This is a genomic window from Flectobacillus major DSM 103 (assembly GCF_000427405.1).
GTDB classification, from domain to species: Bacteria; Bacteroidota; Bacteroidia; order Cytophagales; family Spirosomataceae; genus Flectobacillus; species Flectobacillus major.
On record NZ_KE386491.1, the window covers coordinates 2065259 to 2082454 of the forward strand.

Annotated in this window: 14 protein-coding genes; 10 read left to right on the top strand and 4 right to left on the bottom strand. The window is 38.5% G+C overall.

Translation table 11 applies throughout. The features are described from left to right. Window positions 1–82: 82 nt before the first annotated feature. The 3 genes from FLEMA_RS0110630 to trpS form a co-directional block, all read right to left on the bottom strand. On the bottom strand, window positions 83–520 hold the full coding sequence (locus tag FLEMA_RS0110630) for a DUF2147 domain-containing protein (RefSeq protein ID WP_026995459.1): 438 nt from the start codon (window positions 518–520) through the stop codon (window positions 83–85). 2 nt (window positions 521–522) lie between these two features. Next, window positions 523–1080, bottom strand: coding sequence for a phosphatase PAP2 family protein (locus tag FLEMA_RS68200; RefSeq protein WP_044171235.1), 558 nt, complete (start codon window positions 1078–1080; stop codon window positions 523–525). Window positions 1081–1185: 105 nt separating this feature from the next. Then, entirely contained in the window at window positions 1186–2160 is a 975-nt protein-coding gene (gene trpS, locus FLEMA_RS0110640) for a tryptophan--tRNA ligase (protein WP_026995460.1), read from the bottom strand. A gap of 217 nt (window positions 2161–2377) precedes the next feature. On the opposite strand from trpS, the gene FLEMA_RS0110645 reads away from it, so the two are divergent. The 7 genes from FLEMA_RS0110645 (at window position 2378) to trxA (ending at window position 11764) form a co-directional block, all read left to right on the top strand. After that, window positions 2378–3061, top strand: coding sequence for a DUF2461 domain-containing protein (locus tag FLEMA_RS0110645; protein WP_026995461.1), 684 nt, complete (start codon window positions 2378–2380; stop codon window positions 3059–3061). Window positions 3062–3328: 267 nt separating this feature from the next. Further along, entirely contained in the window at window positions 3329–6901 is a 3573-nt protein-coding gene (dnaE, locus tag FLEMA_RS0110650; protein WP_026995462.1) for a DNA polymerase III subunit alpha, read from the top strand. 316 nt (window positions 6902–7217) lie between these two features. Continuing rightward, window positions 7218–8597: an MBOAT family O-acyltransferase gene (locus tag FLEMA_RS0110655; RefSeq protein WP_026995463.1), complete on the top strand. Its 1380-nt coding sequence runs from the start codon at window positions 7218–7220 to the stop codon at window positions 8595–8597. A gap of 33 nt (window positions 8598–8630) precedes the next feature. Further along, a complete protein-coding gene (locus FLEMA_RS0110660) occupies window positions 8631–9617 on the top strand; it encodes a hypothetical protein (RefSeq protein WP_026995464.1) in 987 nt (328 codons plus the stop codon). A 96-nt stretch (window positions 9618–9713) separates the two neighbouring features. Beyond that, window positions 9714–10040 carry a DMT family transporter gene (locus FLEMA_RS0110665; protein WP_026995465.1) on the top strand — a complete coding sequence of 109 codons (327 nt, stop codon included), beginning with the start codon at window positions 9714–9716 and terminating at the stop codon, window positions 10038–10040. A gap of 51 nt (window positions 10041–10091) precedes the next feature. Beyond that, complete coding sequence (locus FLEMA_RS0110670; protein ID WP_026995466.1) at window positions 10092–11240, top strand: hypothetical protein; 1149 nt, start codon at window positions 10092–10094, stop codon at window positions 11238–11240. A 200-nt stretch (window positions 11241–11440) separates the two neighbouring features. Beyond that, entirely contained in the window at window positions 11441–11764 is a 324-nt protein-coding gene (trxA, locus tag FLEMA_RS0110675; RefSeq protein WP_026995467.1) for a thioredoxin, read from the top strand. A gap of 56 nt (window positions 11765–11820) precedes the next feature. Here the strand turns inward: trxA and FLEMA_RS0110680 are convergent, their stop codons facing one another. Continuing rightward, a complete protein-coding gene (locus FLEMA_RS0110680) occupies window positions 11821–12630 on the bottom strand; it encodes an AraC family transcriptional regulator (RefSeq protein ID WP_044171237.1) in 810 nt (269 codons plus the stop codon). A 278-nt stretch (window positions 12631–12908) separates the two neighbouring features. Here FLEMA_RS0110680 and scpC point away from each other — a divergent pair, with 278 nt between their 5' ends. The 3 genes from scpC (at window position 12909) to FLEMA_RS0110695 (ending at window position 17066) form a co-directional block, all read left to right on the top strand. Then, entirely contained in the window at window positions 12909–14405 is a 1497-nt protein-coding gene (gene scpC / locus FLEMA_RS0110685) for a succinyl-CoA:acetate CoA-transferase ScpC (RefSeq protein ID WP_026995469.1), read from the top strand. Between the two features lie 231 nt (window positions 14406–14636). Then, the gene (locus FLEMA_RS68205) at window positions 14637–15995 is read left to right on the top strand and encodes a TolC family protein (protein ID WP_052354060.1); all 1359 of its coding nucleotides are present in this window, start codon (window positions 14637–14639) and stop codon (window positions 15993–15995) included. A 12-nt stretch (window positions 15996–16007) separates the two neighbouring features. Further along, window positions 16008–17066 carry an HlyD family secretion protein gene (locus tag FLEMA_RS0110695; protein ID WP_026995470.1) on the top strand — a complete coding sequence of 353 codons (1059 nt, stop codon included), beginning with the start codon at window positions 16008–16010 and terminating at the stop codon, window positions 17064–17066. Window positions 17067–17196 lie beyond the last annotated feature (130 nt).

Consider the following 17196-nt stretch of genomic DNA (forward strand, 5'->3'; position numbering starts at 1 on the left):
GATCATTAACCAAAGAAGGCGGTCGAAAAACTAATTTCGACCGCCTTCTTTGGTTAATGATTATCATTTATCCCCAAATTTATTACTCTTCGGTTATTCGTGAAAAAACCACACTTTTCCCAAAAATAGGTTTACCTATATACCCTCTTACATCAAGTGTATGGTTATTTTTTAGGGTTAGTCTACAAGCATACGATTTGCCACTTTCGGGGTCATAAACTCGACCATTTGTCCAAACATTTTTAGATTCATGTACAAAATCGCTTAGTATTATTAAGCCCAAAATAGGCTTGTTACGTAAGCTTTTATTTTCGTTTTTAGCATCAAGAACAGACTTACCTTGCTGATTTTTGAGCCAAACTACTTTACCGTGGTATTTTCCTTCGGTTTCATAAATCTGTATTTTCGATAACTTGTCTTCTGTGTACCAAACACCCAGAATAGCATCTTTTTCAGATACCAATGGGGTATTCGTCCAAAATTTACCTAATAATAACAATAAGCTGATAGCAATTTTCATAGTTAATTCGCTGCTTTTCTATTTTTGAGATAATACAAATAACATTCAAAATTAATTTTGGCTACAACAAGGCCAACCAATGCCCCCGCCAAAATATCTAAAGGATAATGTACTCCTACATAAATACGGCTATAACTTACGATTATTGCCCAAGGAAAAAATAAGGCTACCCAACGGTGTTGTTGGCCAAACAAATACCATAAGCTAGCTGCCAATGTAAAACTATTGGCGGCATGCGAACTACAAAAGCCGTATTGGCCTCCGCAGCCCCCAACCAAATGCACTAGGCCATCGAGGCTCGGCTGGTGACATGGCCTTAACCTTGCTACCCAAGGCTTTAGGATTGACGAACAAATTTGATCGGAAAACAATATACAAACCAATATCATCACTAACATCGGCACAGCCTCTTTTTTATGTGTTTTTATCATTGAAGCAATGATAAGTACATACAGTGGAATCCATGTAAACTTATTGGTAATCAATGCCATTAGGGTATCGAGCCAAGGAGAATGCAAACCATTGAGCAACAAAAAAGCTTGGGTGTCGAGCTGATTCATACCAATACATTGGGGGTTAAATCTTTATTTATGCTAAAAATACAGGCACAATCAGTATTTCTTTCTAGAAAATCATCCTGTGCCTATCTATGCCTTTATTGTTTTCTAAAAACACAATACCTTTCTGACACGCTCAATAGTGGCTTTGGCAATAAGTTCTGCTTTTTGCTCACCAGCTTTTAGTTTTGCTTCTAATTCATCCAAATTGTTCATATAATAGTCAAAAAGTCTTCTTTCTTCGGCAAACTCACGTACCAATACTTCGTACAAAGCCTGTTTGGCATGGCCGTATCCAAAGCCTCCTGCCAAATATTTTTGACGCATTTCGGCTATTTCGGTGGCGGTGGCTACTAATTCATACAATTTGAATACGTTACAGGTATCAGGGTTTTTGGGTTCTTCCAACGGGGTGGTATCTGTCACAATTTTCTTTACTACTTTTAGCAATTCTTTTTCGGGCAAGAAAATATCAATATAATTGCCATACGACTTGCTCATTTTTTGGCCATCAATCCCTGGAATAGTCATGACGGTTTCGTCAATTTTGGCTTCTGGCAATACCAAAACCTCCTGATTATATTGACGATTGAAGGTAGAACCAATATCTCGGGTCATTTCTAGGTGCTGGCGTTGGTCTTTTCCTACTGGTACCAAATGGGCATCGTAAAGCATAATATCGGCTGCCTGAAGCACAGGATAGGTAAACAAGCCTGCGTTGACATTGGCGAGTTTCTCAGACTTTTCTTTGAAACTATGAGCGTTTGCCAACATCGGAAATGGCGTAAAGCAATTCAAATACCACATCAATTCGGTATGGTAGCCCGCCAACCTTGATTGTCTATAAAAAAAGTTCTTTTCTGAATCAAACCCACAAGCCAACCACGCTGCCGCAATAGCATAAGTATTTTGGCGAAGTGCCTCACCATCTTTCAAGCTAGTAAGGGTGTGCAAATCGGCAATAAATAAAAATGATTCATTGGCGGGGTCTTTGGATAAGGCTACTGCAGGACGAATAGCTCCCAAAATATTTCCCAAATGTGGTCGTCCCGATGCTTGGATTCCTGTTAAAATTCTCATTATTCAAAGTTGTTAACTGTGTTCTGTGAGTCGAGTGTTGTTTCTCTCAAAATTTGATTAAATACCTATTTCTAAAAACTATTCCAAAATTTGTTCACAATATGATTTAATCAATAAAACACAAAAATCAATAAATTCCTCCAATCCATCAAATCATGGTTGAAACATTTTGAGTAACTTCACACGAAAGAAATATACAACATCATCAAATTATCAACCCATGGCGATTTCACAAGAAACGTTTGACTACCTTAATCAGCTCAAAATCAACAACAACCGTGAGTGGTTCCATGCCAATAAAAAGCAGTATGATTCAGTAAAAGCTAGTTTTGAAGAAAATATTCAAAATCTGATTCATTCAATCGGAACTTTTGAAAACATGACGGGTGTCAAAGTAAAAGATTGTAACTATAGAATTGCCCGTGATGTTCGGTTTTCGCCCAATAAAGACCCTTACAAAACATGGCTTTCGGCAAGCTTTTCGGAAGGCGGACGCAAGTCGGGTAGAATGGACTATTATTTACATATTCAGGATGGCGAATCGTTTTTGGGTGGAGGTATGTACTCGCCTACCCCCGAGCAGCTGGCTTTGTTTCGGCAGGAAATAGATTATAATGCCGAGCATCTCAAAGGAATTATCTATAATCCTACTTTTGTAAAAACATTTGGTACACCTGTTGGCGAAAGCGTAAAAACATCGCCCAAAGGATACGACAAAAATCACCCAGAAATTGAGCTTTTACGAATGAAACAAATGTTTTTCTGGAAAAAATTCACCAATGAAGAGGTTATCTCCTCAGATTTTGAACGAATTGTTACCCAATCCTGTCTGGTATTAAAGCCTTATTTGGACTACCTCAATGCTATTTTCTTTGACCACGAAGAGCCTGTCATTCAGTTGTAGGCACATAAATATAATGTTTGGTACAAAAGCAACTCAATGATACTGTTAATAAACCTTTGAGCAAACTAAACAATCAGTAAATAAATAGGTAAAAGTGCTATTCTATTTTGAAGTTTTTCAAATTTGTACGCCAAACAAAATCATTAGGCTTTTATAAAGGTAGAGCCAGAAGCTATTGGAGTTTAACTTGCAGGTATATTGCCAAGATTTAGCCTATTGTTCTCTTCTATTATAAAAGTCATAATACTTGATTCAACACAAACAATCATGCAATTCAGTCATTTACATTGTCATACACAATATTCGCTACTCGATGGAGCGTCTAAAATCTCAGGTTTGTTTGCCAAAGCCAAAGCCGATAATATGCCCGCTGTGGCTATTACCGACCACGGTAATATGTTTGGGGCATTCCAATTTGTGGCCGAAGCTGGCAAACATGGTGGTGTAAAACCCATTGTTGGTTGCGAGTTTTATGTGGTTGACGACCGCCATAAACGGGCTTTTTCTAAAGACCAAAAGGATAAACGATACCACCAGTTGATGCTGGCCAAAAATAAAAAAGGTTACGAAAACCTCGTAAAACTTTGTTCTTTGGGCTATATCGAAGGTTTGTATGGTAAATACCCTCGTATTGACAAAGAATTAATTCTGAAATACCATGAAGGCCTTATCGCTACAACTTGCTGTATTGGTGCTTCTGTACCACAGGCAATCTTGCGTCATGGCGAAGAAGAAGCCGAAAAAGAATTCAAATGGTGGCTCGACCTTTTCGGTGAAGATTATTATATAGAAGTACAAAACCACGAAATTCCCGACCAACTAAAGGTAAATGAGGTTTTGTTGAAATTTGCCCAAAAGTACAATGTCAAAGTAATTGCTTCTAACGATTCGCATTACCTCGACCAAAAAGATGCCAACGCCCACGATATTTTGTTGTGTATCAACACGGGCGAAAAACAGGCCACTCCTACTTATAAGGACGTTGACGATGGCGAGAGTGTAAAAGGTAAACGTTTTGCCTTTTATAATGACCAGTTTTACTTTAAAAGTACAGCCGAAATGACTCAACTCTGGAACCATATTCCAGAGGCTATTGATAATACCAACGAGATCGTCGATAAATGCGACCACCTCAAACTCAAGCAAGATATTCTTTTGCCCAACTACCAAATCCCAGCGGGGTTTGTGTCGCAAGACGATTACCTCGAACACCTTACTTGGGAGGGTGCTCGCAATCGCTATGGACAGGCCTGGGAAGAACCTCATATCAAAGAGCGTTTGGCCTTTGAGCTACACGTAATTCGGACAATGGGTTTTGCGGGGTATTTCTTGATTGTTCAAGACTTTATCAATGCTGGTCGTGAATTAGGCGTATTTGTAGGCCCTGGACGTGGTTCGGCGGCGGGCTCGGCTGTAGCTTATTGTATTGGGATTACCAATATTGACCCTATCAAGTACAATTTGCTATTTGAGCGTTTCTTGAACCCCGACCGTAAGTCTATGCCCGATATTGATACCGATTTTGACGACGAAGGCCGCCAAAAGGTGATTGATTATGTGGTAGAAAAATACGGAAAACAGCAGGTAGCCCATATTGTAACCTATGGTACAATGGCCGCCAAAATGTCGATTAAAGACGTAGCTCGGGTACTCGATTTGCCGCTTAATGAGTCGAACGAATTGGCCAAACTTGTACCTGATAAACCCGGTATTTCGCTCGACCGTGTGATGAATGCCCCAATTATTGGAGAAAAGTCACTCAGTGAGAAAGAAAGCTTACAAACTGAAGATTTAGATAATGTCAAAAAACTAAGAGATATTCGTCGAGAAGGCTCGTTACGCTCGAAGGTACTCGAAGAAGCCCTTATTTTGGAGGGTTCTGTGCGTGGTACTGGTATTCATGCTGCGGGTATTATTATTGCACCAAAAGATTTGTCAGACATTCTGCCTGTATCTACTTCTAAAGATGTAAACTTATTGATTACTCAATTTGAAGGAAAAATTATTGAGGATGCCGGTGTAATCAAAATGGACTTCTTGGGGCTAAAAACCCTTTCTATTCTTAAAGAGGCTCTTCGTTTGATTAAACAAAATCATGGTATTACGATTGATTTGGATACTATTCCGCTCGACGATAAATTAACCTACGAGCTTTATCAACGTGCCGAAACCAATGGTACATTCCAGTTTGAATCTGTGGGTATGCAAAAGTACCTCCGAGAACTCAAGCCCGACCAATTTTCGGATTTGATTGCCATGAACGCACTCTATCGTCCTGGGCCATTGGAATATATTCCCAACTTTATTGCTCGTAAACATGGGCGTGAGGAAATCACCTACGACCTTCCCGAAATGGAAGAATACCTAGCCGATACTTATGGTATTACGGTGTATCAAGAACAGGTGATGCTTCTTTCTCAAAAATTGGCGGGATTCTCGAAAGGCGATGCCGATGTTTTGAGAAAAGCAATGGGTAAAAAAGACCGTGCTACACTCGATAAAATGAAAGGAAAGTTTGTAGATGGGGCCAAACAAAAAGGGCATCCAGAAGACAAGCTCAACAAAATATGGACCGACTGGGAGGCTTTTGCTCAGTATGCCTTCAACAAATCTCACTCTACTTGTTATGCTTTTGTAGCATATCAAACAGGGTATTTGAAAGCCCATTATCCTTCCGAGTATATGGCCGCGGTGATGTCTAACTCGCTTGGACAAATTGAAAAGATTACGTTTTTCATGGAAGAATGTAAACGAATGGGATTGCCAGTATTAGGCCCCGACATCAATGAATCGTATCGTTCGTTTGCGGTTAATAAAAAAGGGGAAATTCGTTTTGGACTAGGGGCTATCAAAGGCACTGGCGATGCTGCCGTAGAATCTATTATAGAAGAACGTGACAAAAACGGCTTCTATAAAGATATTTTTGATTTTGTAACAAGGGTCAACTTACGGACTGTTAATAAAAAAACCCTTGAAAGCTTGGCTTATGCAGGGGCTTTTGACTGCTATCCTGAAATTCACCGAGCTATTTATTTTGATGAAAGTGAAGGTAGTTCTTTTATCGAAAAAATCATTCGGTATGCCAACAAGTCGCTAGAAGTAGCATCGTCGGCTCAGGCTTCGCTTTTTGGAATGCTCGGCGAAGGTGGCGGAGCAGATATTGCCAAACCTAAAATTCCGACGATTGAGAAATGGTCGCAAATGGAGCGGCTAAAGTTTGAAAAAGATGTTGTAGGTATTTATATCTCGGGACACCCTCTCGATACCTATCGCCTCGAACTTGAAAGCTTTTGTAGTAGTACCCTCGACCGTGTGATGGAACCTGTTTTTAGAGGAAAAGAGGTAAGTGTAGGTGGTATTGTAACCAAAGTGGTAGAAAGGTATTCTAAAAATGGTAATCCTTTTATGCTTTTTACCCTCGAAGACTACAATGGTAGCTATGAATTTGCCTTATTTGGTGAAGATTTTGTCAACCTTTCTAAATATGTAGCTCAAGATAGATTTTTGTATATTCGGGGGCAAATCAAAAACCGTTGGGGAAGACCCGACGAGTGGGAATTTAAGCCTGTTTCGATGCAGCTTCTTTCCGAAATTCGAGATAAATACACCAAAGAACTGCGTATTATTGTAGGGCTGCAAAGTGTCAATGCCGATTTGGTACAACAACTTAATAGTATTATGAACCAGCATCAAGGCAATTGTAGCTTATCGATTATGGTAGTAGACCCCGACGATAAAGTGGAGGTAACGATGCTTTCTCGCAAAAATAAAATTTCGCCTACCAACGAATTATTGGAGGCTCTTCAACAATTGAAGGGCTTGACCTACAAACTTAATTAATCACCTTTCAGTAAAAAACACAGATGTACACAGTGAGGCTAGATACACGATGTATCTAGCCTCACTGTGTTTTTTATTTAATTTTTATCACCAATTTTCATTAAAATAGTTTTTATTTTATTTGTTCTTCACAAAAACATTCCTCATTTTCACATAAATTACCACTCCTGCCTAATTAATAGCTATAAACATACTTACCTCATCCATTCTTCTTGCATTTTAATAGCCTAGTAGGCAACAGTATGAAGGTTTCTCTTGACTATACAATAGATATCCTGTTTTTATGTATGCTTTTTCCACTATAACTAAATAATATATGCCATTTAATACGCTAAAGTTTGTGTACTTTTTTGCTTTTTTTTTCCCTATTTATTGGGCAGCCAAAAAGAACACTACTCTCCAAAATAGTATTCTGATAATAGGTAGTTTGGTATTTTATGGTTGGGACGACTACCGACTGAGTGTTTTGCTTGTAGCCATTTCTATATTTTGTTGGATAGGTGCTATTGCCATAACAAAACTTGAAAGATTCAAGGTATTTATCTATTATTTTGTAATAACAAGTCTTCTTTTTCAGCTTTTTATTTGTAAATATTACCACTGGATTCTGGGCGAGCGTCATCACAACATTACGTGGTATTCATTTACTACTACTGTGGGTATTAGTTATTATATTTTGGCAGCATATAGTTATGTTACCGATGTATATCGAGAAAAACTACGGCCTTCTTTCAGTATTATCAACCTCCTTGCTTATTTCTCATTTTTCCCACAACTTCTTTCGGGGCCAATACCTATTGCATATCGAGATTTGGCACAATATGCCGAACCTAAAAACTTGAGCCTTGAAAGTACCGAACAGGCTATTCAACGCATTATTTGGGGATTGTTCAAAAAGGTAATCGTATCAAGTACCTTGGCTACACCTGTAGATTATATTTTCTATAATCATGATGCTTTAGAAGCCCCATATTTGTGGTTGGGGGTGTTTTTATACAGTTTTCAGGTATATATGGATTTTTCGGGATATTCAGATATGGCTTGGGGCTTGGCTAGGTTGCTTGGTATCAAAATCAATCCCAATTTCAACGCTCCTTTTATTTCGAGAAGTATCGACGAGTTTTGGCGTAGGTGGCATCTTTCGTTGAGTGCTTGGCTAAAAGAATATATCTATATTCCTTTGGGTGGGCGTGGGAAGTTCAAGCTACAGTATTGTTTTAATGTTCTAGCCGTTTTTTTTATAAGTGGGCTTTGGCATGGTGCCAATAGCACTTATATTCTTTGGGGTACTGCCAATGGTCTGTTATTTGTTATTTCTATTCTGTTGGGCTTAACTCGCAATCCCAAAAACCAAAATTATACATGGAAAAACCTTTTACCCATATTGCTAGTTTTTATTTCAATTTCACTAACACGTGTGTTTTTTCGCTCTCCAAACCTAACCTCAGCTATACTATATTACCAAGAAATGTTCAAAGTCGGGCAACTAAACATCCCTGATATTGGTCATGAAGCTATGTTATTGTCGCTTGGCGTAGTTTTGGTTGAGTTTTTTCAACGAAATCAAATACATACAGCCGATATTCAGCACAAACCGCTCTATCTACGAGCAATTATTTATGCCATAATGCTTGGTAGTATTATTTATTTTTGGCCAGCCCACAATTCAACAGAGTATATATATTTCAAATTTTAACAGACAAATTAATTATTTCAAAAATTAACCAGAATGAAAAACATCCACTTACAAATCCTTATTGCAGGAACATTGCTATTTACTTCTTGCTCTGAAACCAAAACCACATCTACCCAAAGTACCGAAACCAATGCTAAAGAAGAAATTCTTGGGCAATTTCCAGAAATCCCACGAGACGAAATTGTTGCAGAATCTGATTCGCTATCACAAAAAGTGTATACCGAGCTTCAAAACCGATACAAAGCCCAACTAAGCAAGCTCAACAGCCTAACCAAGGCCAATGGGGCTCAATTAGTAATTACATTTCTTACGCCAGAAGTAGGAAACAGTCTAACCCAAATCAACAAAGAGGGTAAGGGCTTGATTGAAGGCTATTGTAAAGAACTGAATATTCCTTATTTTGATTTGACCACCAAAATTGCCGATATGGACCCTGCTGTTATTACGCAGATTCCCAAAGATGGGCACTGGTCGAAAGAAGGAGCTAAAGTAGTAGCCAACGAACTTGCCCCTATTATCAAACAATTTGGGAATGTAAAATCTAGTGCTACATTTGCCCAAAAGCCTGAAGTTTGGGGCGATTTGACACCCAATACCGACGAAATTTCGGATGGAGGAAAAGGGTTGCCTTATCGGGTAAAAAGTAATGCCCAAGGGTTTAGAATGGATACCGACTTGGCTACCACCAAAACCAAACAACGTATTTTGCTCATGGGCGATTCTGAATTTTATTTCCCTTTTCTCGACAATAAATTTACAGGTTCGGCCATTTTACAAGATATGTTTCCCGACAAAGAAATCATCAACTCAGCTATGTGGGGGTATTCTATCGACGATTATATTTCATTATACAACGAAAAAGCTAAATTTGCAGAACCTGACGTAATCATTGTAGAAGCCAACGGCAACGATATTTTAGACCTGTATTTCTCGCATAGAAATCGTTTTTCGAGAGTAAAACAACCCAAAAAACCTACCGCATTAGAAGAACAATATTACAAAGCAAAGTTTCAGAAATAATACTTTGTAGTAATCAACAATAGAAAGGGCTTATGACCCTTTTTTTCGTTTCGTAGATTTATGTCTAAATTTGCCCTTATAACAAACCATCTACTTATGAACTGGATTTTACTTATTATTGCTGGTCTTAGCGAAATAGGGTTTACTACTTGCCTAGTCAAAGCCAAAGAATCGACAGGCAATATTGCACTGTTTTGGTTATTGGGGTTTTTCTTTAGCCTTACTCTCAGTATGTATTTGCTTTATCGAGCCACGCTTACACTGCCAATGGGTACAGCCTATGCCGTATGGACGGGTATCGGGGCAGTCGGAACGGCTATTATAGGAATTGTTTTTTTTAAAGAACCTGCTGAATTTTGGCGTATTTTCTTTATTTTTACCCTCATCGCTTCTATTGTTGGACTCAAATTTGTTTCTCACTAAAAGTCAATTTAACATATCTCTTAATACCTTATTGCTCAATCAAAATTCAAGATGTTCAAAAAATCTCTATCCGTACTCAGTATCAGTATTGCCATTTTTGCTTGTTCGACAGGTAAAAAAGCCTTAGAACAAGGAAATTATGATGAAGCGGTTTATACAGCCATCAATCGCCTGCAAAAAAGCCCTACCAATTCTACTTCGCAACAAGTACTCAAAGAAGCATATCCTATGGCTCTGCGGTATCATAATAATAGAGTTGCCAATTGGGAAAAATCAACGGAGGCTTTTCACTGGGAAAAAGTAGTGGCCGAATACCAAACTATCAACCAATTGGGCGAAGCCCTCGACCAATGCCCTGCTTGTATAAGAACTATAGGCGATGCCAAAAAATATGTAGAACCGCTTCAAGCGGCTCAAAACCTTGCTGCCGAAGACCGCTATATGTCGGGCAATGCGTTGTTGAATACCGCAAGCAACAACCGGCAAGCTGCCAAACAAGCTTATTCCGATTTTTTGCGTGCCAGCGAGTTAGTACCTCATTATAAAGACACTGAGTCAAAAATTAATCAGGCCTATAACCTTGCCGTAATTAATGTAGTGGTAGAACAAGTAACTGTAACGTCGAGAACCTACAAACTTAGCAATGAGTATTTTCAAGACAAAGTGAATGAGTTTTTGAGAACCAACCCTAAACTCAATCAGTTTATCCAATTTTATGCTCCAGAAGAAGCTACCAATATCAAGCTTCAGCCACAGCATATCATCCGTTTGCAGTTTGATGAATTTGTCGTTGGCCAAACGTATGTCAATACCAATACCGAAACCCTTACCAGTAAAGACAGCGTAAAAGTAGGCGAAGCAACCGTAAACAATAAAAAAATACCTGTTTATAATAAAGTAACGGCCAAATTTAGCAAAACTCGCAAAACAGTTACCTCAAATGGCGTATTAGATATGCAAATCATTGATTTTAAAACCAATCAGGTTATTTCAAGAGAAAAAATCCCAGGGAATTTTGTTTGGGTAAACGAATGGGCAAGTTTTAATGGCGATGAAAGGGCTTTGACCAAAGACCAGCTCAATTTGACCCGTAACAAAGAGCTACTGCCTCCGCCACCACAGCAATTATTTACAGAATTTACCAAGCCTATTTATGACCAACTCACCCGCCGAATAAAGAAATTTTATGAAAAGTATTAATTATCAATACAGGTACTTTTCCGAAAAATTTGATTTAAAAGGCCAAAATCCATAAATATTAACCGCATTTTAAAAATACAAAATACTGTTAATCAACAATATACCAAAACACTCTTTCATTTTCAACAAAAAATGAACTAAGAAAGTATATCAATTTGTTTTAACTTTGAACGTGAATATTAATCTTAATTAAAAATAAAATGGGAAATTATGTTGTAGCAACTGATGCAAACTTTCAGGAGCTAATAAATTCAGACAAACCTGTATTAGTAGATTTTTGGGCAGAATGGTGTGGTCCATGTAAAATGATAGGCCCAGTTGTAGAAGAATTGGCAGGAGATGTAGAAGGCCAAGCAATTGTAGCTAAAATGGATGTAGATGCTAATTCGGTTGTACCTGCAACTTTGGGTATTCGTTCTATTCCAACTTTGATGATTTTCAAAAATGGTGAATTGAAAGAAAGATTAGTAGGCGGTAATATTCCAAAAGCTGTTTTGTCTCAAAACCTTTTGAAACACGCTTAATCAGCAGAATACAGCAAAAGGCTCTTGGTGTAGCACCAAGAGCCTTTTTTGTGCCATTACTCCAACACTCGCTTCATTTTGGCATAATCAGACGGCCGAAAACCCATTAGGTTATAAAAGGTATTACTGAAGGTAGGTATGCTACTGTAGCCAACCATAATGGCCACATCATTGACAGGCAGTTTTTCTTCTAATAGCAATTGTAAAGCCTTCAATATTCGCAAAATAGTATAAAATTGAATAAACGACATCCCTAAATCGGCCTGAAATAAACGTGATAAACTCCGCTGACTAAATCCAAATTGCTGGCATATTTCAGAGAACACAATAGGGTTATGAAGGTTATTCCTCATAAAATCTATCAGTTTTGTCAAACGTTCATCTTTGGGATAGGGCAATGCCAAGGGCAAGCTAAAAGCACTAATAGATGGCAATAATGCCTTTATGGCCAAAGCTATCGTAAAATTAGGAATGTCGCTAGGCACAATGTCGCCATGCCAACGATTGGAAAACAAAAACAATTGCATCAACAAATCATTGACAGGATAAATCGCTGTATTGGCATAAAAATCTACATCGTTTTGACTGGTAGGAAAATACAAATTCCGCATAATTATATCGGGCGAGCTAGCATGAATACTATGCTCAACACCTGCTGGAATCCATAAGTAATGCCTTGCTGGCAAAAAATACGTCTTTTCGGGTATCGAAATATGTACTACCCCTCCTTCTGTGTACAACAATTGGGCCTTTTGGTGTGTATGTGGCTGTACCAAGTTTTCGCCCATGGCATCATGATAACAATAAATCGAATCAGACAACTTATCAACTTCTGTAAGGTAGTATTTTGTAGCAATTAAGCTCATGGCCGAAATGAATAAATATTTGACTTTTTAAGATATTTCTACCACAAACCTACCAACTAAATTTGTCATATTATACTTCATCGACATATATATCCAAAATTTAGGGGCATAAAAATAATCTCAATAAACAATTAGGTGAATAGGCCAGTAGGTCATCAGCAATAACTCGATAGCATCAGCAAATGTAAGTTCCCAAAACAATCAGTTATTGCCACTTTTAGCTATTGCCTTTATCCTTAGCCCCTTTTTTTAGCTTTTTCAACCATTTGTCAATTACTATGAATCAGGAAAGAATACAACAACCCGAGCTTCTCCACAAAATTATGTCGGCCAATGAGGCTACTCGATTTTTTACAGATGGCATGGTTGTTGGCTCAAGTGGATTTACTCGTGCAGGCGACAGCAAGGCTGTTTTACAAGCCTTGGCTGAAAGAGGAAAAACCTCGCCGCTCAAAATTACGCTTATTACAGGGGCATCGCTAGGACACGACACCGACGGGCTACTGGCCGAAAACCATATTTTATCAAAAAGAATGCCTTTTCAGGCCGATGCCGTACTGAGGAAATATATCAATACAGGTGATATTCTTTTTATCGACCAGCATTTGGGCGAAACAGCCGAGTTGATTCAAAACCAACATTTACCCGCCATAGACATAGCCGTGATTGAAGCCGCTATGATTAAAGAAGATGGCAGCATTATACCTACTACGTCGGTAGGAAATTCGGCAACATTTATCGCAAAAGCTCAGAAAATCATTATTGAAATCAACCTTGCTGTACCTACAAGCGTACAAGGTATTCATGATATTTTTTATGTAGGCGATTATCCCAACCGTTCGATTATCCCGATTACGTCGGCCGATACTCGTATTGGACAAAACAGTATCCCTGTGGATACCTCCAAAATCGTCGGAATTGTATTCACCAATTTGTCGGATAGTGCTGCCAATATTGCTCCGCCCGATACAAAAACAACGGCTATTGCCGAACACCTTATTCAGTTTTTTCGAGAAGAAGTTCGTCAAGGGCATTTAGGATACTCATTATTGCCACTTCAGGCAGGTATTGGCAAAGTAGCCAACGCTATTTTGCATGGCTTTGTTCATAGCGAATTCCATGATTTAACCATGTATTCGGAGGTGCTTCAAGATAGCACCTTCGAGCTAATGGATGCAGGCAAAATGACTTTTGCGTCGGCTTCATCTATTACCGTTTCAAAAGAATGCTATCAAAGACTTTTTATGAATTTTGAGAGATACAAAGACAAAATTCTTTTGCGTCCTCAGAATATCAGTAATGCTGCCGAGGTGATCAGACGCTTAGGCATTATTGCCATCAATACGGCTATCGAATGCGATATTTATGGCAATGTCAATTCTACACACGTGTATGGCACAAATATGATGAACGGAATAGGTGGATCTGGCGATTTTGCTCGAAACTCCTATCTCAGCATTTTTGTCACACAAGCAGCCTCAAAAGAAAACCGAATTTCGCATATTGTACCGATGGTGTCGCATGTAGACCATACCGAGCACGATGTCGATATTATTGTAACAGACTACGGTTTGGCAGATTTAAGGGGGCTTGCTCCGAGGGAAAGAGCTATTAAGATTATTGAAAATTGTTCGCACCCCGACTACCGCCCATTGTTGCTAGACTATTTTGAACGTGCTTGTGAAAAAGGCGGTCAAACGCCCCATTTGCTCAATGAAGCCCTTCAATGGCACGTTCGATTGATTGAAAAAGGAAACATGACGATTGACAAATAGAGGGTTAGATTACTTGCGTTTTGGGCGTACAGATTTTGGGATGGCAAACAAAACTGTTTGGGAATCTAGTACGCTCAATCGATGAAATGTAAATGGTTCTACCTTAATTTAACAATAAACCATATACATACCGATTTCATGAATTAATAATAAAACTACTAGCTCAACAACTGGCTCATTATAGAGACTGTATTTCACTCTTTCAAAATTATATTTTATACAATTTTCGTTATGAAACCCCTCAGAATCCTCTCGGATAGGCGTATTTATTATGCCATCCTGTATACGGTATTGGTTCATCATAAAAGCCTTTATGCCCAGCATACCACAGGGCAACCTACGCATGTCCTAACAATCAATTTGACAGAGGCCCTCACTTTGGCCAAAAGCAACAACCGCAATATCCAAAAAGCAAAACTGCAATTAGGTATTAGTGAGGAACTTATCAAAGAAAAAAAGGAAATCCAACTGCCCGATATTGATTTGCATACCTCTTATTATAGAATGAGTAATTTGGTAGAATACCAACACAGCGACGTTACCAAGTTTTATAAAACCATTCCCGATATATACGACATTACGCTCAATGCCAAAATGCCTATTTATATGGGACATAAAATCAAATATGCTATTCAAAAAGCAGAAAAGGAGCATGAATTAGAAAACATCCAGCTCGAAAAAATTACAAACGATAAGCAAATAGAGGTAATCCAAACCTATTTGGGTATTTGTAAATTGATTGAGTTCAAAAAATTACTTACCGAAAACCTCCGAGAAGAAGAAGAACGGCTCAAAGTGGTAAAAGCCTTTCAGAAAAATGGAACAGTTACCAAAGAAGAGGTTTTACAGGCCGAATTACAGCGTTCAGATATTCAGTTGGCCACTATTTCAAACGATCGCAATCTTGCTGTATTATCGCACGACCTAAAAACACTTTTGCAAATTCCAGAAAATGACTCATTGACTGTTGATAGCAACAACGCCATAGCCCCACACGAAAACCTCGGCTCTATTGAGCAGTATCTGGCTTTTGCCCTCAACAAAGAAGAGTTAAGAATGGCTCAGACCCATACCGAAATCAATCTGCTTGATAGAAAATCGGTAAAAGCCAACTATTATCCAACAGTAAGTTTTTTTGGTACGTTTGGGTTCAACTACCCCAACTATATGCTTTTTCTTTTTCCACCACACCCCTATTTGTATAGCCTTGGCCGAGCCGGAATAGATATTAATTATAGCATTTCTAATCTATTCAAAAACAAAACCAAGATGAGTATTGCTACACAAAAAATACAAATTAGTCAGGTACAAAAGGATATTGTCAAAGATGAAATTTATGATAATGTTTTCAGAAAATACATGGCCTATCAAGAAGCCCAAGACAAAATAAGGGTTACCCAAAAGGCTATTAATCAGGCAGAAGAAAACTATCGAATTATCAAAAACAAGTATTTTAATCAACTCGCTTTGCATACCGACATGATGGATGCCGACAATGCTTTGCTACGAACACGATACAATCATCTTTCTATCCAAATTGAAGCTACAGCAAAATATTACGACTTGTTGTATGCTTGTGGTAAACTATAAAAGCAAAATATCATGAATACCCCAAAAATAACCGATACAAGTAGAATTTTTAACACTTTGGTAAGTGTATTTGCAGGAGGCATAACCCTTGGCGGTATTGCTATGGGTGGCTGGTTTTATGTTTTTTATAAAAATAACGAAGAAACCAACGATGCTCAGATAGAGCAATACGTAACCCCTGTTATGAGCCGAGTGTCGGGCTATATCAACAAGGTTTGGTACACCGAAAATGCCTTTGTTCATAAAGGAGATACCCTTGTTTCTATCGACAATCGTGAGTACAAAGCCAAACTTGATATGGCATACGCCGATTTTGAGAATGCCCTGAAAAATGAAAATGTTATAGAAAACAAAGCTCAAACTACCAAGGGAACAATCGCTATTCATCAGGCTCAGTTAGATGCCACCAAAGCCCATGTTTGGGAAACCGAACGAGAATATAAGCGGTATTTGAACTTGCTCAAGGAAGAAGCGGCCACCGAACAAAAAGTAGAATGGGCCAAAACCAATTATGAAGCGGCTCTTTCCAAATACAACGAGGTTGTTGAAAGTATCAAAGCTACCGAGCTACTAGCCAAAGAAGCTGCATCGGTAATACCTTACGGCAATACGATTATCAAACAGAAAAAAGCTGTACTCGATAACGCCAAATTGTTTTATTCTTACACAGTTATTACTGCTCCATACGATGGCTGGGTAGGCAAAAAAAACCTACAGGCGGGTCAGTTGGTAAAAGAAGGGCAAACTTTGGTGTCGGTAGTAAGCAAAGAAAAATGGATAACGGCCAATTTTAAGGAAACACAAGTACGTTTTTTGAAAATTGGACAAATCGTAAGTTTTACTGCCGATGCTACTGGTAACAAAAAATGGAAAGGACAAATTGAATCGTTTTCACCTGCCAGTGGGGCTCGTTTTTCGCTTTTACCTCCCGATAATGCTACTGGTAATTTTGTAAAAATAGAACAGCGGATACCTATTCGTATCAAAATAATGGAGATTGACGACCCTTTTTATCCACTTCTAAGAGCAGGAATGAACGTCGAAGTAATAGCCAAACACGAAGACAAATAGATTATTTTTTATACTGAGTACACCCCTTTTTTAACAAAACAAAATCACTCGATTGTATTAAAAACAGCGGTTGCCTTATAGCCAATCAAAGTTGTAGGGCAACCCTTATTCCAATTTTTCACCTCCTCCA

Coding starts and splice junctions, on each gene's coding strand:
- dnaE (WP_026995462.1), top strand. CDS start 3,329: ATGCAATTCAGTCATTTACATTGTCATACACAATATTCGCTACTCGAT.
- FLEMA_RS0110680 (WP_044171237.1), bottom strand. CDS start 12,630: ATGAGCTTAATTGCTACAAAATACTACCTTACAGAAGTTGATAAGTTG.
- FLEMA_RS0110665 (WP_026995465.1), top strand. CDS start 9,714: ATGAACTGGATTTTACTTATTATTGCTGGTCTTAGCGAAATAGGGTTT.
- FLEMA_RS0110660 (WP_026995464.1), top strand. CDS start 8,631: ATGAAAAACATCCACTTACAAATCCTTATTGCAGGAACATTGCTATTT.
- scpC (WP_026995469.1), top strand. CDS start 12,909: ATGAATCAGGAAAGAATACAACAACCCGAGCTTCTCCACAAAATTATG.
- FLEMA_RS0110670 (WP_026995466.1), top strand. CDS start 10,092: ATGTTCAAAAAATCTCTATCCGTACTCAGTATCAGTATTGCCATTTTT.
- FLEMA_RS0110655 (WP_026995463.1), top strand. CDS start 7,218: ATGCCATTTAATACGCTAAAGTTTGTGTACTTTTTTGCTTTTTTTTTC.
- trxA (WP_026995467.1), top strand. CDS start 11,441: ATGGGAAATTATGTTGTAGCAACTGATGCAAACTTTCAGGAGCTAATA.
- FLEMA_RS68205 (WP_052354060.1), top strand. CDS start 14,637: ATGAAACCCCTCAGAATCCTCTCGGATAGGCGTATTTATTATGCCATC.
- FLEMA_RS0110645 (WP_026995461.1), top strand. CDS start 2,378: ATGGCGATTTCACAAGAAACGTTTGACTACCTTAATCAGCTCAAAATC.
- FLEMA_RS0110630 (WP_026995459.1), bottom strand. CDS start 520: ATGAAAATTGCTATCAGCTTATTGTTATTATTAGGTAAATTTTGGACG.
- FLEMA_RS0110695 (WP_026995470.1), top strand. CDS start 16,008: ATGAATACCCCAAAAATAACCGATACAAGTAGAATTTTTAACACTTTG.
- FLEMA_RS68200 (WP_044171235.1), bottom strand. CDS start 1,080: ATGAATCAGCTCGACACCCAAGCTTTTTTGTTGCTCAATGGTTTGCAT.